The sequence below is a fragment of the Kaistella palustris DSM 21579 genome (assembly GCF_000422265.1).
GTDB lineage: Bacteria > Bacteroidota > Bacteroidia > Flavobacteriales > Weeksellaceae > Kaistella > Kaistella palustris.
The window spans coordinates 1-22,166 of record NZ_AULL01000004.1 but is presented as its reverse complement, the minus strand read 5'-3'; the positions used below and the strand labels follow the sequence as shown (position 1 = coordinate 22,166).

The 22,166-nt window shown below is 43.5% G+C and carries 21 protein-coding genes; 9 read left to right on the top strand and 12 right to left on the bottom strand.

The genetic code is table 11. The features are described 5' to 3' along the window. Positions 1-644: 644 nt before the first annotated feature. Together H562_RS0100860 and gcvH are read right to left on the bottom strand one after the other, a co-directional pair. Positions 645-941 carry a VanZ family protein gene (locus H562_RS0100860; RefSeq protein WP_219729254.1) on the bottom strand — a complete coding sequence of 99 codons (297 nt, stop codon included), beginning with the start codon at positions 939-941 and terminating at the stop codon, positions 645-647. Between the two features lie 55 nt (positions 942-996). Then, the gene (gene gcvH / locus H562_RS0100855) at positions 997-1,374 is read right to left on the bottom strand and encodes a glycine cleavage system protein GcvH (protein ID WP_027375784.1); all 378 of its coding nucleotides are present in this window, start codon (positions 1,372-1,374) and stop codon (positions 997-999) included. 229 nt (positions 1,375-1,603) lie between these two features. On the opposite strand from gcvH, the gene H562_RS0100850 reads away from it, so the two are divergent. Then, positions 1,604-2,890 (top strand): aldehyde dehydrogenase family protein, encoded by a 1,287-nt coding sequence (locus tag H562_RS0100850; protein WP_034690329.1) that lies wholly within the window; start codon positions 1,604-1,606, stop codon positions 2,888-2,890. A 52-nt stretch (positions 2,891-2,942) separates the two neighbouring features. On the opposite strand, the gene H562_RS0100845 is transcribed toward H562_RS0100850, so the two are convergent. Beyond that, positions 2,943-4,691 (bottom strand): ABC transporter ATP-binding protein, encoded by a 1,749-nt coding sequence (locus H562_RS0100845; RefSeq protein WP_027375782.1) that lies wholly within the window; start codon positions 4,689-4,691, stop codon positions 2,943-2,945. An 89-nt stretch (positions 4,692-4,780) separates the two neighbouring features. Continuing rightward, the gene (gene truA / locus H562_RS0100840) at positions 4,781-5,512 is read right to left on the bottom strand and encodes a tRNA pseudouridine(38-40) synthase TruA (RefSeq protein WP_027375781.1); all 732 of its coding nucleotides are present in this window, start codon (positions 5,510-5,512) and stop codon (positions 4,781-4,783) included. Between the two features lie 314 nt (positions 5,513-5,826). Between truA and H562_RS0100830 the strand changes: the two genes are divergently transcribed. Both H562_RS0100830 and H562_RS0100825 read left to right on the top strand, forming a co-directional pair. Then, on the top strand, positions 5,827-6,318 hold the full coding sequence (locus tag H562_RS0100830) for a metallophosphoesterase family protein (protein ID WP_027375780.1): 492 nt from the start codon (positions 5,827-5,829) through the stop codon (positions 6,316-6,318). A 56-nt stretch (positions 6,319-6,374) separates the two neighbouring features. Next, positions 6,375-6,845 (top strand): hypothetical protein, encoded by a 471-nt coding sequence (locus H562_RS0100825; RefSeq protein WP_027375779.1) that lies wholly within the window; start codon positions 6,375-6,377, stop codon positions 6,843-6,845. Positions 6,846-6,876: 31 nt separating this feature from the next. Here H562_RS0100825 and H562_RS0100820 read toward each other — a convergent pair whose 3' ends face one another. Together H562_RS0100820 and cdd are read right to left on the bottom strand one after the other, a co-directional pair. Continuing rightward, positions 6,877-7,764: a Ppx/GppA phosphatase family protein gene (locus H562_RS0100820; RefSeq protein ID WP_027375778.1), complete on the bottom strand. Its 888-nt coding sequence runs from the start codon at positions 7,762-7,764 to the stop codon at positions 6,877-6,879. 14 nt (positions 7,765-7,778) lie between these two features. Then, positions 7,779-8,258, bottom strand: coding sequence for a cytidine deaminase (gene cdd / locus H562_RS0100815; protein WP_027375777.1), 480 nt, complete (start codon positions 8,256-8,258; stop codon positions 7,779-7,781). Between the two features lie 373 nt (positions 8,259-8,631). Here cdd and H562_RS0100810 point away from each other — a divergent pair, with 373 nt between their 5' ends. From H562_RS0100810 to namA, 4 genes are all read left to right on the top strand, one after another. Beyond that, a complete protein-coding gene (locus tag H562_RS0100810; protein WP_027375776.1) occupies positions 8,632-9,198 on the top strand; it encodes a YciE/YciF ferroxidase family protein in 567 nt (188 codons plus the stop codon). 32 nt (positions 9,199-9,230) lie between these two features. After that, positions 9,231-11,369: a catalase gene (locus H562_RS0100805; RefSeq protein ID WP_034690325.1), complete on the top strand. Its 2,139-nt coding sequence runs from the start codon at positions 9,231-9,233 to the stop codon at positions 11,367-11,369. 146 nt (positions 11,370-11,515) lie between these two features. Next, a complete protein-coding gene (locus H562_RS0100800; protein ID WP_027375774.1) occupies positions 11,516-12,073 on the top strand; it encodes a DUF892 family protein in 558 nt (185 codons plus the stop codon). Between the two features lie 135 nt (positions 12,074-12,208). Beyond that, on the top strand, positions 12,209-13,255 hold the full coding sequence (namA, locus tag H562_RS0100795) for an NADPH dehydrogenase NamA (RefSeq protein WP_027375773.1): 1,047 nt from the start codon (positions 12,209-12,211) through the stop codon (positions 13,253-13,255). A gap of 12 nt (positions 13,256-13,267) precedes the next feature. Here the strand turns inward: namA and H562_RS0100790 are convergent, their stop codons facing one another. The 5 genes from H562_RS0100790 to H562_RS0100765 all read right to left on the bottom strand — a co-directional run bounded on the left by H562_RS0100790 (position 13,268) and on the right by H562_RS0100765 (position 18,936). Continuing rightward, positions 13,268-14,563, bottom strand: a complete 1,296-nt coding sequence (locus H562_RS0100790; RefSeq protein WP_027375772.1) for a T9SS type A sorting domain-containing protein — start codon at positions 14,561-14,563, stop codon at positions 13,268-13,270. A 190-nt stretch (positions 14,564-14,753) separates the two neighbouring features. After that, complete coding sequence (hemL, locus tag H562_RS0100785) at positions 14,754-16,037, bottom strand: glutamate-1-semialdehyde 2,1-aminomutase (protein WP_027375771.1); 1,284 nt, start codon at positions 16,035-16,037, stop codon at positions 14,754-14,756. 220 nt (positions 16,038-16,257) lie between these two features. After that, complete coding sequence (locus tag H562_RS0100780; RefSeq protein WP_027375770.1) at positions 16,258-17,307, bottom strand: glucosaminidase domain-containing protein; 1,050 nt, start codon at positions 17,305-17,307, stop codon at positions 16,258-16,260. A 110-nt stretch (positions 17,308-17,417) separates the two neighbouring features. Next, positions 17,418-18,323, bottom strand: a complete 906-nt coding sequence (locus H562_RS0100775) for a 1-aminocyclopropane-1-carboxylate deaminase/D-cysteine desulfhydrase (RefSeq protein ID WP_027375769.1) — start codon at positions 18,321-18,323, stop codon at positions 17,418-17,420. Positions 18,324-18,606: 283 nt separating this feature from the next. Next, positions 18,607-18,936: a hypothetical protein gene (locus tag H562_RS0100765; RefSeq protein WP_027375767.1), complete on the bottom strand. Its 330-nt coding sequence runs from the start codon at positions 18,934-18,936 to the stop codon at positions 18,607-18,609. Positions 18,937-18,974: 38 nt separating this feature from the next. Here H562_RS0100765 and H562_RS0100760 point away from each other — a divergent pair, with 38 nt between their 5' ends. Both H562_RS0100760 and H562_RS0100755 read left to right on the top strand, forming a co-directional pair. Then, positions 18,975-19,169 (top strand): DUF5522 domain-containing protein, encoded by a 195-nt coding sequence (locus H562_RS0100760; protein ID WP_027375766.1) that lies wholly within the window; start codon positions 18,975-18,977, stop codon positions 19,167-19,169. Positions 19,170-19,209: 40 nt separating this feature from the next. Next, entirely contained in the window at positions 19,210-19,743 is a 534-nt protein-coding gene (locus H562_RS0100755) for a DUF4136 domain-containing protein (protein ID WP_034690321.1), read from the top strand. Between the two features lie 291 nt (positions 19,744-20,034). On the opposite strand, the gene pafA is transcribed toward H562_RS0100755, so the two are convergent. After that, the gene (gene pafA / locus H562_RS0100745; protein ID WP_027375764.1) at positions 20,035-21,681 is read right to left on the bottom strand and encodes an alkaline phosphatase PafA; all 1,647 of its coding nucleotides are present in this window, start codon (positions 21,679-21,681) and stop codon (positions 20,035-20,037) included. Between the last annotated feature and the right edge of the window lie 485 nt (positions 21,682-22,166).

Genomic DNA, 22,166 nt, shown 5'->3' with positions numbered 1-22,166 from the left:
TAATCTCCTACTTCGCTCCCCGCTTCTCTCGATTTGGGACTGCAAAAGTAAAAACTATTTTTTTAATGACCAAATGTTTTTTGAAAAAATTTTAAAGTTTAAATCTAAACCTTAAAACCGCTCTCCTCCCATTCAACCTGCTTCTACTTCGCTCCCCGCTTCTCTCGATTTGGGATTGCAAAGATAGGAAGATTATTTTAGCCTGCAAGTTTTTAGTGAAAAATATTTTAAAACTTTCGTTTGAAATATTCCCGTTGAAACCTGATCTACTACTGCGCTACTTCGTGTTTGAAGTGGTGCAAAGATATGTCGGCAGGACTTCTCTCACAACTATTATTTCGCATGTTTTGTTAAATGTTGAAAAGAACCTCCGTAAACCTTTGGAAAACAAAACACTATTGCCGCGATAAAGTTATCCACTTTATCGTAAGAAGGCAATTAACGAAGAAAAACACCTTGATGTTTGGTCTTTCTATTAGTCTATGCTCTTTCAAACTTCCGCGAAATGGCTTCGATTAAACACAGCGCATTCTAAAAATGGCGAAAGTCCATTACTGTTTACATTATATTCTGCAGTTTCTTACAGGGATATCTTCTTATTAATACCAAAAAATCCATTCTGTGGGGAATGGACTTCAATATAACTAGAATGTAAGTTTCTTAAGTTTCTGGAAAACATAATAACCGATCAACACGCCCACGGTATCGGCAACCAGATCGAGCCCTTCCAACGAACGGCCCCAATGCATCTCCTCCTGCAAGATCTCGGTGAGCATGCCATAGATCAACATGATCTGAATAAAATACAGGAATCTGATCCTTGGTATTGCGGCCATAAAGCAAAAACCCAGCATGGCAAAGATCATTAGGTGCAAAACCTTGTCAATTCCGGAAAACATAAATGGAAATTCCATATTTTCCAGGCCGGGACGCAAAAGCATATAAGTAAGAAATGCCCAATAAATGGGCAAAATCTTTTTAAATATTTTCGAAATCTTATCCAAGAGACTCCTGATATTGTTCTGCAGAAAGCAATTCCGATGTATCTGCGTCTGCGCCAATCTCCAATTTAATGATCCAGCCTTTTCCGTACGGATCGGTATTCAGCAGTTCGGGCTGGTCCTCCAACTCCGCGTTGAATTCCGTTACTGTTCCCGCCAGGGGCAGAAAAAGATCTGAAACTGTTTTTACTGCCTCCACGCTGCCGAAAACATCGCCCGCAGCAAGTTCATCATCCACTGAATCTATATCTACAAAAACAATATCGCCAAGTTCGCCCTGTGCGAAATCGGTAATTCCAATGGTGGCGACGCTGCCGTCGATCTTAATCCATTCGTGGTCCCTGGTGTACTTTAATTCTGCCGGTGTATTCATTACTGTTTATTTTATCCTTCAAAATTACTTAAATTTCCACTACCATCAAATAAGTTCCCAGATAAAAAATAGCAGGCGGACATTATATAATACAAAAACAGCAACATTGAAAAATCAGTACGGCTGCACCTTATATATAAGAACGCGTAGCTCCTTCTCCTTTTATTATATTTGCAATGCTTCTCAGCACACAAATTAAATTCTATCATACAATCATAAATAATCCGTAATGAAAATAGAAAATAAACTTGCCGCCGCACAGAAATCATTTGACAAATGGAAGAGTGTTACTGTACCGCAGCGGCAGAAACTACTGCGGCGCCTTGCGAAACTTCTTGAAAAGAACAAGACCAAGCTCGCGGAAAACATCACCCTTGAAATGAACAAGCCGATCACCCAGGCCATCTCGGAAATTGAGAAATGTGCCTGGATGACGGAATATTACGGTACTTCGAAAAACATTCTGGAAACTGAAAAAATAAAAACGGAATTCAGGGTTTCCGAAATCCAGTACGTACCCAAAGGTGTTGTACTTGGGGTTATGCCGTGGAACTTTCCTTTCTGGCAAGTACTCCGCTTCGCCGTGCCTGCGGTTCTGGCCGGAAACGTAGTGGTCTTAAAGCACGCTTCAATTTGTTTTGAAAGCGGAAATATGATCGAAAAACTGTTTTTGGAAGCAGGTTTTCCGAAAGGTGTATTCCAAAACCTGGAAATCGGGCATGCAGAAGTTAAAAAAGTACTGGAGCACCCGGCGGTTCAGGGTGTCAGTTTAACAGGAAGTGAAACAGCGGGTTCCGAAGTAGCTGCAACTGCGGGAAAAAACATTAAAAAATCGCTTCTTGAACTTGGCGGCAGTGACGCATTTATCGTTCTTAACGATGCTTCTTTGAAAAAAGCTGCAGAAAGTGGCGCGAAAGCAAGACTCCAAAATTGCGGACAGGCATGCAACGCAGCAAAAAGATTTATCATTCAAAAAGATATCGAAGCCAAATTTCTACCCATCTTCATTAAAGAGTATCAGAAATTTATACCCGGCGATCCAATGAAAAAAGAAACCAACATGGCGGGAATGGCGAGACCTGACCTCGCCGATGAACTCGAAAGTCAATACAGAAAAGCTTTGAAATATGGCGCTAAGGTCATTCTGCCGCTTGTACGGCTTTCTGATACCGAACTGCAACCGGGCCTGATCAAAGTAAAAGCCGGCAATCCTATATTAAAAGAAGAACTCTTTGGTCCGCTTGGAATGGTGATGATCGCCAAAAACGACGAAGAGGCGGTGAAACTTGCCAACGATATTCCGTTTGGACTCTCGAATGCGGTATGGACAAAAGATAAGAAGCGCCAGAAATTTTTTATTGAAAACCTGGATTCCGGCACGGTCAGCCTTAATAAGAATTCAAGTTCAGATCCCAGGCTACCTTTTGGCGGCGCAAAATCTTCGGGTTACGGAACTGAGCTTTCTTTGCACGCGCTGAAAGAATTTGTAAATATAAAAACAGTCGTTGGAAATTAAATTGACTTTTTAAACAAAAACCTTTAGAACTTTTAAATCCTGAAGGTTTTTTTCAAGACTCACTTTCCTGGGGCTGCGGTTTCAGCTGTCCTTGATATAAAGTGGTATAATAACCGTTTTTCGCCAACAACTCTTCATGTTTCCCCTGTTCCACAATTTTGCCGTGCTCCATTACAATAATCCTGTCGGCTTTTTCTATGGTCGAGAGTCTGTGTGCAATAATAAATGCCGTGCGGCCGCGCGTAATTTTTTCTGTAGCCCGCTGAATCAGCTTTTCACTTTCATAATCGATGGAAGATGTTGCTTCATCTAAAATCAAAATTTTGGGATCCGACAGATACGCCCTTAAAAATGACAGAAGCTGCCGCTGCCCAAGCGAAATTGAAGAGCCGCGTTCCCGCACCACATAACTGTAACCGCCCGGCAGACTTTCGATAAAATCATCAACTTCAATATCTTTTGCAACTCTTTTTATTTTTTCCAAAGTCACCGAGTCGTCACCGAACGACAGGTTCTCGAATATCGTTCCATGAAAAAGAAAGACATCCTGCAGAACCACACCAATATGACTTCTTAAATTATAAAGCTCATAATCCTTCAGATCCACATCATCCAAAAGTATTTTACCCGAATTAATATCATAAAGCCGCGTAAGCAAACTGATGATGGTAGATTTACCCGCGCCGGTAGCACCCACAATAGCAACAGTTTCGCCGGGGTTTACCACAAAGCTGATTCCTTTTAAAACTTCCTGCTTGTCATCATAGGAAAAATGCACGTTTTTAAATTCCACTTTCCCCTCATAATGGGTTTTTGAAATCACACCTTTGTTTGGCAGCGCGAAATCTTCATCCATTACACCCAGAACCCTTTCGGCTCCTACAATTCCTCTTTGAATATTATTGAAACGGTCCGCAATCTGCCGCAAAGGTCTTATCAGCATTGAAATATACTGAATGAAGGCAATTACAGCGCCGGCCTTGATGGTGATAAAACCGCCATAAAACAGGATAAAACCAAGGAACAGTGAGGAAATCAACTCCACCACCGGGAAGAAAAGCGAAAAAATAAATACAGTCCGCAGCAATGCCGATTTCAGGGTAATGTTGATCCCGTCGAATTTTTCGTACTCCGCTTTCTGTCTGTTGAAAACCTGAATAAGCGCCATTCCCGACAGCCTCTCCTGCACAAATGAGTTCTGATTCGAGGTCCAGGTCCGTTCGTCGCCGAATGCTTTTTTTAATCTTTTCTGGAAAAAGCGTGTAATGATCACCATCAGCGGTAGGATCGCCAGCGAAATGTAACTCAAATGTACATCAACCTGAAACATCATTACCAGCACAAAAATGATCCGCAGGATATCACCGAAAACCATCAGGAAACCATCGGTGTAAACCGTGGCAATTGTTTCCACATCGCCTACCGCGCGGGTTACCAACTGACCGATCGCGGTTTTATCGAAAAACGACGTACGGAAATAGATGAGTTTATGGTAAAGCCGCTCGCGGATATCGCGGATGACGTTCTGGGAAATATAATTTGAAAAATAGACCAGGAAGAAATTTAAAAACGTCTCACCAAAAACCAGCGCCACAAGAATGTAAATATGTTTCATCATGGCCGCCTTGTCGCGGAACTGAATGATGTCCTGATCTACGATCAGCATGGTTAGGTATGGCCGGTACGTAGAAATTACCGACAGCAGAATTGAAATCAGAAGTGTCATGATAAACCAGGAACGGAATTTCATCCCAATGACAAAAAGCCGCTTTATAATTTCCCAGGTCGATTGTTTCTTCATCTATTCTTAAAATTAGGTACAAAAATAAGGAAAATCTGCCCGGCCTGTGTCCGCCAGGCAATGGACTTTGCAAATTGCCGCTATCGGAATCAGAACTCGTAACCTACATCAACCAGGAACAAACCCTGCGGCGGTGCGGAAGTTCCGGCCGAACTGCGGTCTTTGTCTTCGATGATCCGGCGCAATTCCTCAGGTTCCATTTTTCCGTTTCCGATCTCAACCATCGTACCTACAATGGCGCGAACCATGTTCCGCAGAAACCGGTCCGCCGAAATGGTAAACTTCAGCTCGGTTTCATTCTGCTCCCAAAAAGCGTTGTAGATTTTGCAGTTATTGGTTTTATTATCGGTATGCAGTTTCGAAAAACTTGTAAAATCCTCGTACTCGAAAAGGATGGCGCATGCTTCATTCATCCGTTTGATATCCAGGTCGCGTTTCCAGATTTGCCAGGAAGAATCCTGCGCAAACGGATCTTTCTGCAGGTTGAGCAGATATTCGTAAGTCCGGAAACTGGCGCTGAACCTTGCGTGCAAATCATCCCGCACCGGAAAAATATTTCTTACCGCGATATCCGGCGGCAGAAAACTGTTGAGTTGGTAAACCAGATTTACGCTCAAAACTTTATCCGTATCAAAATGCGCAAAAATCTTCTTCGCGTGAACGCCGGTATCGGTTCGTCCCGCGCCGGTCGTTTTTATTTTTTCCCGCAGGATCGTGGTCAGGGCATGCTCCAAAACCTGCTGCACAGAAATCTGATTCGGCTGAATCTGATATCCAAAATAATTCTTGCCGCAATACGAAAATTCTATAAAATACCTCATCGGCTGCAAATTTATAGAATTTTCAGGAGCAGTAAAATCTTCGGTTCTCCGAAGATGGGTTCCGGCTTTCCACTGTATCTTTTGCCTGCCGCTGCCGCGGCAGGAAAAAGGATGCCGTTGCAATCCGCGCTATAAGAACAGCAGTGCATTCTCCGCCGGAAACTGCCTTTCGAAAAAAAGGCTCACTGGAAGTTTGTGCGATTTCAAGAAAACGATCTGATCACAACACTTATTTTTTCGCTGAAATCTTTAGAAAACACAAACAAAAAGAAGCCGCCTTTTCCCGTTTAATAAAAAAGTCAGAAATTTAAACCATGAAAATTCTCCTTCTCTCCGACTCTCATTCATATATTGATGACCGTATTTTAGATTATGCCGAAAAAGCAGACGAAATCTGGCACTGCGGAGATTTTGGAAACCTGGAAGTCATCGAGAAACTTGAAAAGATAAAACCGCTGCGCGGCGTGTACGGTAACATCGATGGGACAGAAATACGCAAGATCTTTCCCGAGGTGCTGCGCTTCCGTTGCGAGGAAGTAGACGTTCTGATGATACACATTGGCGGTTATCCCGGCAGATATTCGCCGTTAGCAAAAAAAGAAATCGCTGAAAAGGCGCCGAAACTTTTTATTTCCGGGCATTCCCATATTCTAAAAGCCATGAACGATGCCAAAAATAATCTGCTCCATTTAAATCCCGGTGCCGTGGGAAAAGTAGGTTGGCATCAGATGCGAACCATGATGCGCTTTGAAATTAACGCCGAAAACATAGAAAATTTAGAGGTCATTGAGCTTGGCAAAAAGTAATTTTTGAGTACGAAACTCCTTACCGGATCCGCGCTGAAATTATTAAAAATAAAAAAATGGATAAATACCGCGAAACACCGATTTTCCAAAAATCTGAAGAACTCCTTCAAACCCTCCGCACCATTATGGATTTTATTCCGGAAGATAACGGGTTTCTGCTTTCCACCAAAGAGCATATCCTGGAGAATATTTATACAATTCAGGCAAAACTGGCGGGTGCTCACGAGGTAATTCTCTGGGATATAAAAATGGAAAATGCCGCACTTATCCGGAAATGTGCGCGCGAACTCATGGTACTTCAACATTCGCTTAAAATGTTTGATTTTGCCGAAGTGGAATATTATAAAATCGTGCGGCGGCAGCTCGACGAATTTCGCCAGTTATTTCGCGAATGGGTCGCAACTTTTGATCCGAAGCATTTTGTAGTCGATGAATGGGGACTTTTTAATCCGCCCGGAATCCCGCAGGATTACGAACAAAGTGATGACGAACTGGATTTTTTGGATGATGACGATGATGACTTTTAAAAAAAAACGATAATAAGCAGAATTAAAAAATTTACTTCTTTACTTTAAGTCCCTCGTAAATACTGTGGATCAGTCCATCGGCCACCGAAATTTTAGGTACAAATATCTTATCGATATCACTCCAGGTCATAATGTTATTGAAGATTTGAAGCGCCGGCACCAGGACATCCGCACGGTCTTCGCGCAAATTGAACTTGGTCATCCTTTCGCTTACCGAAAGGCCGTTCATCTCCTTATAATATTTCTGTAGAAAAACCTTCGACATGGGTTTGCCGTCTTTGGTTTTACTCATCGAAAAAATTTTGTTGATGTTCCCGCCCGAACCTATCGCGACGATGGGTTTTTTGCTGTTGATGTTTTTGCGGATATCTTCCTTCATTTCCTTCCACAGATCGTCTTTTACAAGCCCGTTTAATAAGCGTATAGTCCCAATATTTACGGATTTCTGGTATTTCTTTTTACCGTCTTCATAAAAGGTAAGCTCCGTTGATCCGCCGCCTACATCGATATACAGATAGTCAAAATTTTTATCAAGTCCTTCGGCGATATGGTTTTCAAAAACCAGGCTGGCTTCCTGATCACCGGTAATGATCTCGATCTCAATACCCCAGTTTTTCTTCACCTGTTTTAGGATTTCCTGGCCATTTTTGGCGTCACGCATTGCGCTGGTTGCACAGGCTCGGTAGTGATCCACTTTATAGATCTTCATCATACTGCTGAAAACACCCATGGAATCAAGGACCATCTGTGCGCGCTCCTTCCCGATCTCACCTTTTGCAAATACATCCATTCCGAGGCGGAGTGGGATTCTCAGCAGATTAAGTTTGGTAAATTGCGGTTTTCCCTTTTTAGGTTCCGTAACTTCATTGATCAGCAGGCGCGCCGCGTTGCTTCCGATATCGATTGCTGCAATCCTCATTACTAAAGGTATTTCTAAAGATAAGAGGCATCAAACGAAAACGGCAACAGATCACGGATGGATTTTGTTTTGTAGATCGCGCCATCCAGTGAAGCAAAATACACCTCGATCTCGTCCTGCTGTTTTGATTCATATTCCAGGATCGACTGTCTGCAGGCGCCGCATGGCGGAATGGGTACTGACGAAAGGGCTTCGCGTGGCGCACCGATCACAAAGAGTTTCTTGATTTTGACATCCGGGAAGTTGGCGCCGATCCAGAAAATCGCAGTTCGCTCGGCACATAACCCTGAGGGATATGCCGCATTCTCCTGATTACTGCCGGAAATGATTTCACCGTTCTCCAGCAGGACTGCGCACCCTACCGTAAAATTAGAATACGGCGCGTATGCAATCTCGCGGATATTTTTTGCAGTATCGAAAAGCTTTTTTTCGGTCGCATCGAGGTGGTCATAACTCTCGATGGCATCGAAAGTAATTGTAAGTGTGTTTTCCATTTAATTTAAAAATCGGAGAGTAAATATAAAGAATATAATTGGTTTCAGCTGTAATGCTCACTCGCAGGCGGATATTTAACTTCTGCTTGATACAGATTTGCCGGTGCCCGCGGTCAGGTAATTTCTGTAGGCACGATTTATTTTCTCTCTCCATAAATGTCCTTAAATATGCTTTAAGAAGCGTTATCCTATACCGGCAATCTATTCGGAACGTTTCCATCAAAACAATGAAAAAAAGTTTTTATTCTTATTAAAAAGCCAACGCTTTGGTTTAAATGTTGTTTCAAAAACAAAATCTAAAAAGATGTGGTCGTTTCTTTTTTTTGTCTCACATCTACTCCCACAGGAAATCATTAACATAAAAATAAATCAGATGGACACCGCAAACAAAAAAAGTAAAAAAACTGATGCTGCCGCTGTAGCAAAAAATCTGCGCGATTTCTTCGTTGATGGCTTAAAGGATATTTACTATGCCGAGAAAGCACTGGTAAAAACCCTCCCCGTCATGTTTGACAACGCTACGGATCAGAAACTCAAAACCGCGATCAAAGATCACCTTGCGCAAACCAGTGAACAGGTCGTACGGCTGGAAAAGGTCTTTGAATCATTGGGAATGAAAGCCGAGGGCAAGAAATGCCACGCCATCGAAGGAATCATTAAAGAAGGAAACGAAATCATGAGCGAGACCGAAAGCGGTCCGGTGCGTGATGCCGGAATTATTGCGAGCGGCCAAAAGGTGGAACATTATGAAATAGCAACCTACGGCACACTTGCGGCCTTTGCAAAAACACTGAATGAAAGGACTGCACTTGACCTTTTACTCAAAACTTTGGGCGAAGAAAAAAAATCCGACTGTCTGCTTACCACTATTGCCGACACCAATCTGAATTCCCAGGCTGTTGACGGCAAACTGCAGTCGAAAGATTTAAATGCAGTTTAATAAAAAAACTTTAACCAAATTATCTCCACATCATGAAAATAAATGAAAAAGAACCCTACGAAAACGGTGCAAATCCAAAAAAGGAACATTTAGGGAAATATACCACCGACAATAACGGTGAGTTTATGACGACCGACCAGGGTTTAAAGATAAATGACGATCAAAATTCCTTGAAAGCCGGTGACCGCGGTCCTACCCTGCTTGAAGATTTTATACTGAGAGAGAAAATTACGCACTTTGATCATGAGCGGATTCCCGAGCGCGTTGTGCATGCCCGCGGCTCCGGCGCACACGGCGTTTTTGAACTCTATAAACCGATGGGCAAATATACCAAAGCGAAATTCCTGAACGACACTTCCATTAAAACCCCGGTATTTGCCAGATTCTCTACCGTTGCAGGATTTCGCGGTTCCACAGATCTGCCCAGGGACATACGCGGTTTTGCGGTAAAATTTTATACGCAGGAAGGAAATTATGATCTTGTGGGAAACAACACACCGGTCTTCTTTATTCAGGATGCTATTAAATTCCCCGACCTTGTGCATGCCGTAAAACCGGAACCGCACAATGAGATCCCGCAGGCGGCATCGGCACACGATACGTTCTGGGATTTTATCTCGCTGATGCCGGAAGCGATGCACAATATTATGTGGCTGATGAGCGACCGTGCCATACCGCGCAGTTTACGTATGATGGAAGGCTTCGGCATCCATACTTTCAGATTTATTAATGATGAAGGTCAGTCGCATTTCGTAAAATTCCACTGGAAACCCAAGCAGGGCGTATTGAGTCTGGCCTGGGACGAAGCGCAAAGACTCTCGGGGAAAGACACAGATTTTCACCGCCGCGATTTATGGGAGGCCATTGACCAGGGACATTTCCCCGAGTGGGAACTCGGTGTACAGATAGTTCCGGAAGAAGATGAACATAAATATGCCTTTGACCTGCTGGATCCGACGAAAATAATTCCGGAAGAAATGGTTCCGGTGGAAATCATCGGTAAAATGACTTTAAACAGAAACCCCGATAATTTCTTTGCAGAGACCGAGCAGGTGGCTTTTCACCCGGGACATCTGGTACCGGGAATTGACTTTACCAATGATCCGCTGCTGCAGGGCAGACTGTTTTCTTATACCGATACGCAGATTACGAGGCTGGGCGGCCCTAACTTCCACGAGATCCCGATCAACAAATCCATTCCGGAAGTGACGAACAACCAGCGCGACGGTATGCACAGAATGCAGATCAATAAAGGAAAAGTCTCTTACAATCCCAATTCCATGGGTGGCGGCTGCCCGTTTCAGGCAATGATTGCCGAGGGTGGTTTTCATTCGTACGGGGAAAGAATAGATTCTGTAAAGATCAGAAACAGAAGTAAAAGTTTCTTCGATCACTTCAGCCAGTGTACCCTGTTTTATAACAGCATGTCCGATCACGAAAAACGACATATCCAAAATGCCTTCTCCTTTGAACTCGGGAAAGTGAAACTCGTGCCGATCCGCCAAAGAATGGTAAACATGCTTTTGGAAATTGATGAAAGTCTGGCAAATGCAGTGGCAGATAATCTGGGTCTGGTTCCGAAAAAACTTTCACAGCCCATTACCGACATTATTCCTGCCGATGCCAAATTAGAAGATTATGCTTCCTTCAGTAATGAACTGCCCATCAGCGACGCACCTTCACTGAGTATGGCCACAAAACTGCCAACCGATATTAAAGCAAGGCGAATTGCGCTTTTAACTGCCGATGGTGTAAATGACGAAGCCTTCACCAAGGTAAAACTGCAACTCTGCGACCGGGATGCCATGGTTGCCGTGATCGCACCAAAACACGGATTTGTAACCACTGAATCGGGTGATCAGTACCAGGTTGATGAAAGTCTGCTTACGGCAGCTTCTGTTATGTTTGATGCGGTATATGTGGCGGGTGGTGACAGTATTAAAACGCTTTCAGCTAATGCTGATGCGCTTCATTTTGTGGCAGAAGCCTTCAAACACTGTAAGCCGATTGCTGCTGACCGAAATGGCACCGAATTCCTGCAGAAAGCGCTGCCGGAAATTAAATTCCCTGCCGACGGTGTAACTGCGGACGGAAATTTAGAACAGTTTGTAAAAAATATACAACAGCACAGATTCTGGGAAAGAGAGTGCGGCGCGGGCGTACCCGCATAATTTGGACTAAAATGAATTGAAAGGCTCTGACAAAAGAGCCTTTTAATTTTTTGGGAAATAAGGGTGAAAAGACCGTTACGGCAATCAGGCATTATGGCTAATTTTACGTGTTCCGCAATGCTGAGCTCTTATCTGAAACAGAATACATGAAAAAAACAACCCAACCTGACCAGTCTGCAGATAAAGACCTGTCTCCGCATTCCCATTCACTGTTGGAAGCTTTTTTCATTCATTCACTGGAAGAGATGTACTACGCTGAAAATGCCGTTGCCATCGAGTTTCTGTGTATTCAGGAAAAAATTGTATCGCCCACGCTCAGGGAGATTTTAAAAACACATTACAACATTCACCTTAAACATAAGGAAAGAATTCAAAAAATATTCAACCTGCGGAACGAAGCAATAGAAGTTAAAAAATGTGGTACTTTCAATGCATTACTGGCGGAGGGGATTGAACACCTTTCATTTTTTAAAGATGATATTGTAAACTGGGAAATCGGTCTTATACTTCTCTCACAAAAACTTACATACTACAAGATTGCTTCTTATGGCGGCCTGGCTCATTTGGCCATTAACCTGAAATATTACCGTGCCGCAACCTTGCTGGCCTTCAGCGTGCAGGAAGAAGAAGAATACATTTCCAACAATCTCAACCGGATCATCGACGCCTTTCTCAGCTCTCACGTAGCGGGCTACAAAAGCTAGCGCTTTATAGACTTCAGCATTTTATGTACAGCTTTCACATTTCGAAAGCTTTTTCTGTGCGGTAACATCAAAAGCCTGTTCGGCTTCCCAATCACACTTTTCGTAAATTTACATTCTTATTAAAAACAGCATATGATTTTATACACTCCAATAAAATTTAGAAACCTCGAACTGAAAAACCGCTGGGTGATGTCGCCCATGTGCATGTACTCATCTGAAGAAGGCGTAGCAACCGATTTTCATTACGTACATTACGGAAGCAGGGCGCAGGGCGGCACCGGTTTAATCATGGTGGAAGCTACGGGCGTAGTTCCTGAAGGCCGAATTTCGCCAAAAGATATGGGAATCTGGAACGGTGAGCAGGCGGCAGCGCTTAAAAAAATCGTAAAGTTCGTACACCAAAACTCGGAAAGTAAAATCGGTATCCAGCTCGCGCATGCCGGCAGAAAAGCTTCTACTTGGAACGGAAAACAACTTCCACTGCAGGAAGGCTGGGAAACCGTGGCACCCTCAAAAATTCCTTATGCCGAAAGCGAAAGGATTCCACACGAACTGAGCATTGAAGAAATAAAGGAGCTGGTCCAAAGCTTTAAAGCCTCTGCAGCGCGGGCATTGGACGCGGGATTTGATGTGATTGAGATCCATGCCGCACACGGTTATCTCATTCACCAGTTTTTATCGCCCTTATCCAATGTGAGAACCGATGAATATGGCGGCACTTTCGAAAACCGCATCCGCTTTCTGGTCGAGATTGTGGAAGCTGTGAATGAACTGCTCAACGAAAACCATCCGTTGTTTGTAAGAATCTCCGGCACCGAATATGCCGAAAATGGCTGGGATATCGACGAAAGTGTACAGCTGGCAGAAGTCCTTAAAAATAAAAAGGTAGACCTCATCGACGTTTCAAGTGGCGGAAATATCCACGGCGCCAAAATTAATCTGTTTGATGGTTATCAGGTTCCGCTCGCAGCGCAGATCAAAAGCGAAACCAGAATACCAACAGGTGCGGTTGGACTGATAAAATCTGCTGAATTTGCTGAGGAAATCCTGCAGAAAGGCCAAGCGGACCTCATCTTCGTGGCGCGGGAAATTCTACGAAATCCTTATCTGGCGGTAGAGAATTCTTTTAAAGGAGAAGCGGACTGCTTTTTCCCGCATCAGTATGACCGGGCAAAGATTTAATCGCGGCGGTATTTATTCTTTAATGATGTTTTTGCTGTGCGTTCCAGTGGGTGTCTTCACTTTTACATGGTAAATCCCTTTGGGTAAAGATGAGATATCTACAGTTTTGGAATTTCCCTTTTTTACGAGCTGACCGCTTTGGGCGTAGATTTCAATCGCTGTGATTTCTCCGTTCAGTTGAACGGTGAATTTCTGTTTCACGGGATTTGGGAAAAGCTTCAGTTTTGCCGCTGTTTCCTGGGTAACATTCATGTAAAGGCAGTCTTCGCTGAAATTCGCAGTATTGTCTTTATTTAACCAGTTCGCTGTGGAAAAGTCTGCATTATCTACCATAATGCAGGTCAGATCGGGATTGTTTCTGGAATCGTAATAAGTGACGTTGTGATTGTTCGTGTTTTTCATGTTCAGTTTCGTCAGACTGTTATCTTCGCAAACCAGCAAAGTGAGTTTCGTATTCTGCGAAACATCCAAAGCTTTCATTTTATTTTGGGAACACGCGAGTGTTGTGAGCATCGGGAGCTGCGTTACCGTTATCGCTTCGATAAAATTGTTTCGGAAATCGAGATATTCAAGTAAAACATTAGTGTCCACATTCAAATTGGTCAGTTGATTTTGCGTGCAGGATAAACTGTATAAGTTCGTATTTGCAGTCAGATCAAGAGCCGTCAGATTATTTACACCGCAGTTTAAGAACTGTAATGCTGGGAAATGCGCGACATTCAGAGCAGGAAGCTGATTTGTAAAACAGCTCAGCATTTTCAGCGCGCTGTTAGGAGATGAATTCAAGGCGATAAGCTGATTATTATTACAGTCTAAGGTTTCTAAAAGATGATTCTGTGAAATATCTAAAGCCGTTAAATAATTAAGATCAACTCTTAAAGTCCGGAGGTTGGGAACAAAAGAAAGGTCCAGAGTGGTGATAAGATTAGTGGAGGCTTCAAGAGATGTCAATGAAGTTGTCTGTGGTAAAGTTAAACTGACAAGTCTGTTGTTATAACACGAAATGTAAGTCAGTTTTTTGTTTTGCGACAGATCCATAGACGGGATCAAATTCACCTGGCAGGCTAAAAATGTAATATTTTTAAAGGCTTCAATACCGGAAACACTTTTAATACCCAAACTTGTAATATTAAATCCGCCTGTATAATTTTCTGCTTCTGTGATCTGAATTTCCTTATCATTATTCGTGTCGATGTTGTGATATTTAAGGAGTGCATTTTTGAAAATTGCATCCGGAATATTTACATTCTGCGCGTTGAGCACCAGAGAAACTAAAAGCAGGGAAAAGAGCGTAAAAGTTTTTTTCATTTATAATTTTTTAAGTCTTTAAATGTAGAGAAAAAAAGCAGTGTTTTAATTTAAAAGTACAGATCAGAAAATCTTTTTAATTTTTCACTCAAACACAGGATGACCTTTTTCCAAGATTTGCCCGTTGTAAGGGCATAAAAAAAGCCACAAAATCTTGTAGCTTTTAAGGTTTTCAAACTTTCAATTACGTCTAAGAATATTCAAACTGCTGGATGACCTCCAACGTTCGGTCGATTTCTTTTTCTTTAATGGCGTTGGAAATAAACCAGGTTTCGTAGCCGCTCGGTGGCAGATAAATGCCGTTTTTCAGCAGCTGATGGAAGAAATTATTGAATAAAGCATGATTCGCATTGGCCGCTTCCTCAAAATTCGACACCGCATTTACGTGAAAGAAAACACTCATCATCGATCCTTTCCGGTTGATGCGGTGTTCAATGTTTTTGGAATTCAATATTTTGCCGATCTCAAAATCCAGCGTTTCAGCAGTTTTATTGATGTTTTTATAAAAGTTCTCATCACTTTTAATGAGCTGCAATGTGGTGAGGCCGGCTCTCATGGCCAGGGGATTTCCGCTGAGAGTTCCCGCCTGATACACTGCTCCTTTTGGGGCAAGATGATCCATAATCTCATTTCTGCCCGCAAATGCACCAACCGGGAGTCCACCACCGATGACTTTCCCGAAAGTCACAAGATCTGCTTTCACCCCGAAAACCTCCTGCGCACCGCCAAAAGCCAAACGGAAACCGGTCATCACTTCATCAAAGATCAAAAGCGCACCATTTTCATCGCAGAGTTTGCGAAGTTTCTGAAGGAAGTTATTTTCCGGCAGCACGCAACCCATATTCCCGGCAACCGGTTCTATGATCACCGCGGCAATTTCGCCCTGATTGTGTCGGAAAAGATCTTCCACCTGGCCGATATCATTATATTTTGCCAGCAAGGTGTCTTTGGCAGTTCCGGCGGTAACTCCCGGCGAACTTGGGTTCCCGAAGGTCGCCATGCCACTGCCGGCTTTAATTAAAAATGAGTCGGAGTGACCGTGGTAGCAACCTTCAAATTTGATGAATTTGTCGCGTTTCGTAAAACCGCGCGCGAGACGGATTGCACTCATACACGCTTCCGTACCCGAGGATACCATTCTGATCTGGTCGATATTGGGTACATTTTCCACGATTAATTTCGCGATCTCAGTTTCGAGTTCCGTGGGTGTGCCAAAAGAAAAGCCTTTTTCAGCCTGTTTTTTTAATGCTTCCAGCACTTCGGGGTGCGTATGACCAAGGATCGCGGGACCCCAGGAATTGATGTAATCAATATATTCGTTATCATCGGCATCGGTCATGTAGGCGCCTTTGGCAGATTTCATGAAAACGGGCACGCCACCCACGGATTTAAAAGCGCGGACCGGCGAATTTACTCCGCCGGGAATATATTTGTACGCTTCATCGAAAAGCGCGGAACTTCTTTGGTATTTCATTTTTTATGGTTGACAGTTGGTGGTTGACAGTTGACCGTTAACGGGATAAGGCTTGGTTCTTAAACCTTGACTCCTGTTCTTTTGTTCTTTATAATTGGTTCTTGACTATTGGTTCTTGGTTCCTGGTTCTTGATTGAAAATTGACAGTGAATTAATTATTAACTCTTGCCCCGAAGATTAAAATTTGAAGATCTGCTATCGGAAGTCTGACATCTGACATCTACTTCCTTGGTTTTTTACTTTGCAGGTAGATCAGCTGGCCGGCCTTTGGCTGCTGACCATAATCCATGCGGTTTTTGGCGTACAGTTTTTTTATTTTTATGCCGAATTTCTGGGCGATATCGTGCATGGAATCGCCAACCTGGGTTTTATAAGTCGCAACATTTCCGCTGGAAGATTTTGATTCCAAAAAAAGAATATCGTTGCGTTTCAGTTCGCTGCCGTCGAGTTCATTCCATTTCATAAGGCGGCTTTCGCTGATGCCGAATTTTTTCGAAAGCAGAGACAGCGCCACATCATCGGGCACAATTACGAATTTTTTGCCACCGTTGGGATGACTTTTAATCAGTATAGACTTTAAAGTTTCGGCTGTTGAAACCAGTTCCTCTACCTTTTTTTGCTGTTTGGCGTAAGAGGTTTGCTCGTACGGCACTTTCACCGTAACGGGTTTTGCAGATGCCTTACTCTGGTCAAGTTGTGCCATAAATATGCGGTCACTCTGCAGATCCGGATACATTTTCAACACGGTATATAAAACCTCTTTTGAGTTAGACTTATCGAATTCATAAAGCCTGTACTTCTCAATTTTGTCAATGAGAATATATGCGTAGCGCGGATTTGTGGCGTAGCCTGCTTTTTTCAGGCCGTGTGCCCAGGATTTATAGTCGTTCTGGTTCAGTTTAAAAAGGTTGACGTAATATTTTCGGTAGGCTAAAAATTTCGAATGATCTTCGTAGGAATCTCGCGGATCATCATATACGCGGAAACATTCGTTGGGCGCATCATCTGTATGGGTCATTGTCTTGCCGGTCCAGTCTTCTTTGCATTTGATGCCGAAGTGGTTGTTTCCCTGTTGTGCAAGGCGACTCTGGCCGCCGCCGGTTTCCAAAAGACCCTGTGCCAGGGTTATGGAGGCGGGAATCTTGTATTTTTCCATTTCCTCTACGGCATAAGGTGCAAACTTCTGGATATACTGATCCTCGGTTTTCCAGCCCTGTGAATGAATTTTTGATATAAAAAGGAGCGCGAAGGCAACGACAATTTTATTCATATTTCTTTTTTGATGACTATAAAACTGATCCGGGTTTTATTTCACTTCTCAATATCTCTCCCGATCCGCAATAGTCTTTTTTAGTGCTTCCGGACTGAGATTTTTAAACATTACAGCTTTATAAGTTCACGGTTCTGTTTTCTCAGCAATTCATTGGCTCCCGAAATTCCCTGCAGACCACCTGTATGAAAGGCCAGGATTTTGCTTCCGGTCGGAAAGTAACCGCTTTCTATCAGTTCAAACAGCTTTCTCAGCATTTTTCCGGTGTAGATGGGATCGAGCTGTATGCCGTATTTCAGTTTAAAGTTATTGATGAAACGGATATTTTCGCCGGTTATTTTGCCGTATCCACCATCGTGTGCTTCCGGAAGGGTAAAATTCTGCCGTTGCGACAGATTTAAAACCCTGTTATATAAGGAGTAATCATCTACCACCTTAAATCCCAAAACCTGCTGATGGTCTTCGGCAAATCTTGAAAGTCCGGCAACCGTACCACCCGTTCCAGCTGCGGTGCAAAGATAATCAAAACTTTTTGTCTGCTCGCTGAGCATGTGGCGCACACCCTGCACGGCATTTCTGTTGGTGCCGCCTTCGGGAATAATTAAAGCGTGCGGAAATTCTTTTTCTAAAGTCTGCGTTAAAGCAACTTTGTCCCGATAGTGAGCGCGTGTTACAAAACGAAAATCCATTCCACGGTCCGAAGCGCGGGCTAAAGTCGGATTCGCCTGCCATTTATCGGTCATTTCCTCACCGCGGATGATCCCGAGCGTTTTCAGGTCGAATTCTTTTCCCAACGCCGCAACTGCTGCGATATGATTCGAAAAGGCACCACCAAAAGTGATCATGAAGGGATGCTCAGGTTTCAGTGCAAGATAGGAATTGACATTATAAAAAAGTTTCCAGAACTTGTTGCCGGAGATTTCGGGGTGAATCAGGTCTTCGCGTTTCAGGAACAGCTGAATATCCTTTTCTAAAGGAAGTTGGATGAGCGGGATTTCGATATCCGGGATTTTCATGGGTGCAAATTTCGGAAATAATTACGAATGGCGGCTGCATGAAAAGGACCGCCAAATTTAAGACCAGCCCGGCTCATTATGGAACTTGTAATATACATATTGAAAAGAAGTATTGGCTTCCGTACAAATGAAATAAAAACTGTAACCTGGATATTTGCGAAAATTCCGCCCCCGATTGAACGGCCTGTTTGAGCTCTCCCGCGGCAAAGTGCCGCGGGAAGCGAGTAGTGAAAGCGGGAAATGTGCGGCAAAAAAAACAAATGCACACTTCGTACCTGAAAGCTCACGACAAATATTTACGGAAACTCCAGAATTTCCTATGTTTCAGGTAGTTTAGGTCATGTTCCATCGCATAAGCTTCGCGCTCAAAAGAGATCATTTGGTAGGCAAGAAAACGGTCTTTCAGCTTGAAAACCAGATAATAATATTCGATCACATACCAGAGATAAAAGAAAATGATGAGCAGCTCCAGCTGTTGCCTTAAGTGGATGCGCTCATGGTTCAGCAGTATAAGATCAGTTTTGGAAGTCCGGCTTCGCAAAAGAATAAGCGGAAAAAGAGTGATCGCTGAAATTTTTGTATTTTTGAGAAGTTTCGGGCAGACGATTATCATTTCACAAAGATAATATTTCCGCCTTTTGCATTTAACTAATGAAGCAGAATACCATCAAAGAACACGAAGACTTTTACTACAATGAACAGGGTTACAAAGTCTTTACAGAACAGTATCATCTGAAACGCGGCTATTGCTGCAAAAGCGGCTGTAAACACTGCCCTTACGGTTATGATAAAAAGACGGACACTTTTGTAAAAACCAAAAAGCCACCGCGCCCTGCAGATCAGTGACAGCGGTTTAAAATAAAATTCATTTAAATAAACATACATCATGAGCAAAAAATATATCATCCTTTTACTGGCTTCGGCTACATTGGGGTTGACATCGTGCAGTCCGTTCCAGGTTAAATCGGACTATGCCGAGACCGCAAACTTCAACACCTACAAATCGTATAAGCTGCGGATCGACGATCTGAAACTTAATGACATCGATAAAGACCGCGTGCTGAATGAGGTTTCAAAACAGCTGCAGACCAAAGGGCTCAGCGTTTCCGATAATCCGGACCTCATCATCAATGTAAAGGCAAACCACAAGAAAGTTCAGGACATACAATCCACCAGACCTTACGGTATGTACGGCTGGGGCGGCCGTTTCGGTTGGGGTGTGGGTGTAAACCGCACGTGGACCTCGAATTATAATCAGGGCGCGCTGATCGTCGATATGATCGACGCCCGTACACAGAAACTGGTTTGGCAAGGTGTAGGAAGCGGAATATCGATTGATTCCCCAAAATCAAAACAGAAACAGATCCCTGAGATCGTGACAGAGATCATGGCAAATTACCCGCCACAAAGGGGAAAGTAAAAATATCTGAAAAGTGAAGAGACTGCAGCAATGCGGTCTTTTTTTTGATAAAAAGGACCGATTTTGTTATTCTGTTTTTCGCAGCCGGCGATTGGAATTGGTTATACGCCGGTTGCAATATCCCCAAATGTTTTCCGTAAAAGGCACCGCACCACGGTGGAAACCTTTTACGTTCCGGACCAGCAGTTCTGTTTCGCACATGTTGAGTTTCCGACAGTTTGGAAAGCTTAACTTTTGTCTATAAAAAAAACCGCCGAAAAGCGGTTTTTTAAGTATATATCACATGCAATCTTATTTTCCAATGACTTCCACAATAGGATTTCCTACGTTCCCGCTCGGAAACTGGATATGTAAAAGTGCGGCTAAGGTTGGCGCGATGTCGGTCATGTTATAATCCCTGTTGCTTTCGCCGGCCTTAATTCCCCAACCCATAAAAATAAGTGGGATATGTGAGTCATACGAATTCCACGCACCGTGCGTAGTCCCAAGTTTGGAGTAGCTTGGCAGCCAGTTATCGTGATAAATCAGCTGAATATCTCCACTTCTCTGCCAGTTGTAACCATTGATGATCCGCGTTTTTATAGGTTCGGGCACTGATGAGGAAGCTGCCTTTTTCATATCTACCGCGAATAGGATGGAAGGATCTTCATTCAGCCTGTCGATAAGATATGCTTTCACCACTTCTTCATCAAGTTTGTTCTGCTGAATCAGTCTGCGGTCTAAGTAAACCTGGTTGTTGGTTACTTTGGTCACGATCTTATCACTGTTGAATTTATCTTTGAGCAGCTGATTGTAGTCTTTTTTTGAAGTCTCACCATAAAAACCGGTGGGCATTTTGTGGGCTTCCATAAACCCTTCGGAATGCGCGCCACCATGATCCGCAGAAAGGAAAACGGTGTACTGATCTTTACCCAGAGTTTTATCGAGATAATTAAAAAACTCCGCGAGATCACGGTCGAGCCTTAAGTATACATCTTGCACTTCGACTGAATTGGGTCCGAATTTGTGACCGGCATAATCTGTAGAGGCCAGATTAATGGCAAGGAAATCGGTCACCGCGCCCGTACCGAGGCTTTCACCTTTCACGGCAGCTTCTGCCATGCGCAGGGTCAGCGTATTTCCAAAGGGCGTGTAGCGGATATTGTCGCGCTTCGCTGCATAATCTGCCGCCAGATTGCTGTAAGGGAAAACCGGTGTCTTTGCGCTGCCGAGCAGCCCTTCCCACGGCGAATTATCGGGCGAACTTTCGGTGTACTGCGCAACAGGCAGCAAAGTATTCCAGCCATTTTTAACCAGTTCATCGCCTGTTTTTTTACTGTTGAAATCACTTACCCATTTTGGCAGTTGCGGCATGTAATAGGTACTGGTAATAAAGTTGCCGGTAGAATCATCAAACCAGAATGCACCGGTGGGATTATGGCCGGCCGGAAGAATTGAAGCCCTGTCTTTTAATGAAACACCAATGACTTTAGCCTGAAAATTGGTCGCCAGGCGCAACTGGTCGGTGATCGTGGTGGACCAGAGATTCCGTGGTGAGTGCTGGCCGGCGCTTTGGGCTGTTGTTCCCACCGCCTGCACGGTACTGTCGGCAGTACAGTAAACATTTTTTCCGGTGTTTCTGTCGTACCAGTCGTTTCCGGCGATGCCGTGTATTGCGGGAACGGCACCGGTATATATGGTGGTATGCCCTACTGCCGTATAAGTGGGCACATAATTGATGTGGACATTATTCAGGGAATAACCCTGGCTAAGCATCCTTTTGAAACCGCCACTTTCATATTTATCATAATATCGGTAGAGGTAATCCCAGCGCATCTGATCAACGACAAGGCCGACTACCAGTTTGGGTTTTTGGGGTGTAACTGATGTTGTTTTCTGCGCATGGAGCCCGGAAAGGGAAACAGCGGCGATAAAAAGGATCTGAATTTTTCTGAACATGGTTTTTACAATCTGAATGAACTGCAAATATAAGAGGTTTGCTCCAGATTAAAGTGAGCGCGCGGGAAACAGGCGGTATTCAACTTTGGATTTGATTTAAAAAGATATTGAAGTGGGTTATTTTTCGACCCGCCCGGCTTTTACAATTAAAGACTGACCGCTAAAATGTTGTGAATTGCTTTGGCTTCCCTGAATGCCAACGGTTAAGCCAGCGCTTATTTCAAAAAGTATTAATTTCGTGACACGACACAACGCGATTGTCGTGACAGTGTAACGACAATGTGTTATAAATTGCTTTGGCTTCGCCGAATGCCAACACTTAAGCCGGCGCTTATTTCAAAAATTATTACTTCGTGACACGACACAACCCAAATCCTTTGTCCATGTTTTAATGTTGTGTTGTGAATTGCTTTGGCTTCGCCGAATGCCAACGCTTAAGCCAGCGCTTATTTCAAAAATTATTAACTTCGTGACACGACACAACG

Bases quoted from the DNA above. Each gene is read 5' to 3' on its own strand.
- pafA (WP_027375764.1), bottom strand. From the start codon at position 21,681: ATGTTCAGAAAAATTCAGATCCTTTTTATCGCCGCTGTTTCCCTTTCC.
- H562_RS0100845 (WP_027375782.1), bottom strand. From the start codon at position 4,691: ATGAAGAAACAATCGACCTGGGAAATTATAAAGCGGCTTTTTGTCATT.
- H562_RS0100825 (WP_027375779.1), top strand. From the start codon at position 6,375: ATGGATAAATACCGCGAAACACCGATTTTCCAAAAATCTGAAGAACTC.
- H562_RS0100805 (WP_034690325.1), top strand. From the start codon at position 9,231: ATGAAAATAAATGAAAAAGAACCCTACGAAAACGGTGCAAATCCAAAA.
- cdd (WP_027375777.1), bottom strand. From the start codon at position 8,258: ATGGAAAACACACTTACAATTACTTTCGATGCCATCGAGAGTTATGAC.
- truA (WP_027375781.1), bottom strand. From the start codon at position 5,512: ATGAGGTATTTTATAGAATTTTCGTATTGCGGCAAGAATTATTTTGGA.
- H562_RS0100800 (WP_027375774.1), top strand. From the start codon at position 11,516: ATGAAAAAAACAACCCAACCTGACCAGTCTGCAGATAAAGACCTGTCT.
- H562_RS0100820 (WP_027375778.1), bottom strand. From the start codon at position 7,764: ATGAGGATTGCAGCAATCGATATCGGAAGCAACGCGGCGCGCCTGCTG.
- H562_RS0100765 (WP_027375767.1), bottom strand. From the start codon at position 18,936: ATGATAATCGTCTGCCCGAAACTTCTCAAAAATACAAAAATTTCAGCG.
- H562_RS0100755 (WP_034690321.1), top strand. From the start codon at position 19,210: ATGAGCAAAAAATATATCATCCTTTTACTGGCTTCGGCTACATTGGGG.
- H562_RS0100760 (WP_027375766.1), top strand. From the start codon at position 18,975: ATGAAGCAGAATACCATCAAAGAACACGAAGACTTTTACTACAATGAA.
- H562_RS0100790 (WP_027375772.1), bottom strand. From the start codon at position 14,563: ATGAAAAAAACTTTTACGCTCTTTTCCCTGCTTTTAGTTTCTCTGGTG.
- H562_RS0100860 (WP_219729254.1), bottom strand. From the start codon at position 941: ATGCTTTTGCGTCCCGGCCTGGAAAATATGGAATTTCCATTTATGTTT.
- H562_RS0100830 (WP_027375780.1), top strand. From the start codon at position 5,827: ATGAAAATTCTCCTTCTCTCCGACTCTCATTCATATATTGATGACCGT.
- hemL (WP_027375771.1), bottom strand. From the start codon at position 16,037: ATGAAATACCAAAGAAGTTCCGCGCTTTTCGATGAAGCGTACAAATAT.
- H562_RS0100850 (WP_034690329.1), top strand. From the start codon at position 1,604: ATGAAAATAGAAAATAAACTTGCCGCCGCACAGAAATCATTTGACAAA.
- H562_RS0100775 (WP_027375769.1), bottom strand. From the start codon at position 18,323: ATGAAAATCCCGGATATCGAAATCCCGCTCATCCAACTTCCTTTAGAA.
- gcvH (WP_027375784.1), bottom strand. From the start codon at position 1,374: ATGAATACACCGGCAGAATTAAAGTACACCAGGGACCACGAATGGATT.
- H562_RS0100780 (WP_027375770.1), bottom strand. From the start codon at position 17,307: ATGAATAAAATTGTCGTTGCCTTCGCGCTCCTTTTTATATCAAAAATT.
- H562_RS0100810 (WP_027375776.1), top strand. From the start codon at position 8,632: ATGGACACCGCAAACAAAAAAAGTAAAAAAACTGATGCTGCCGCTGTA.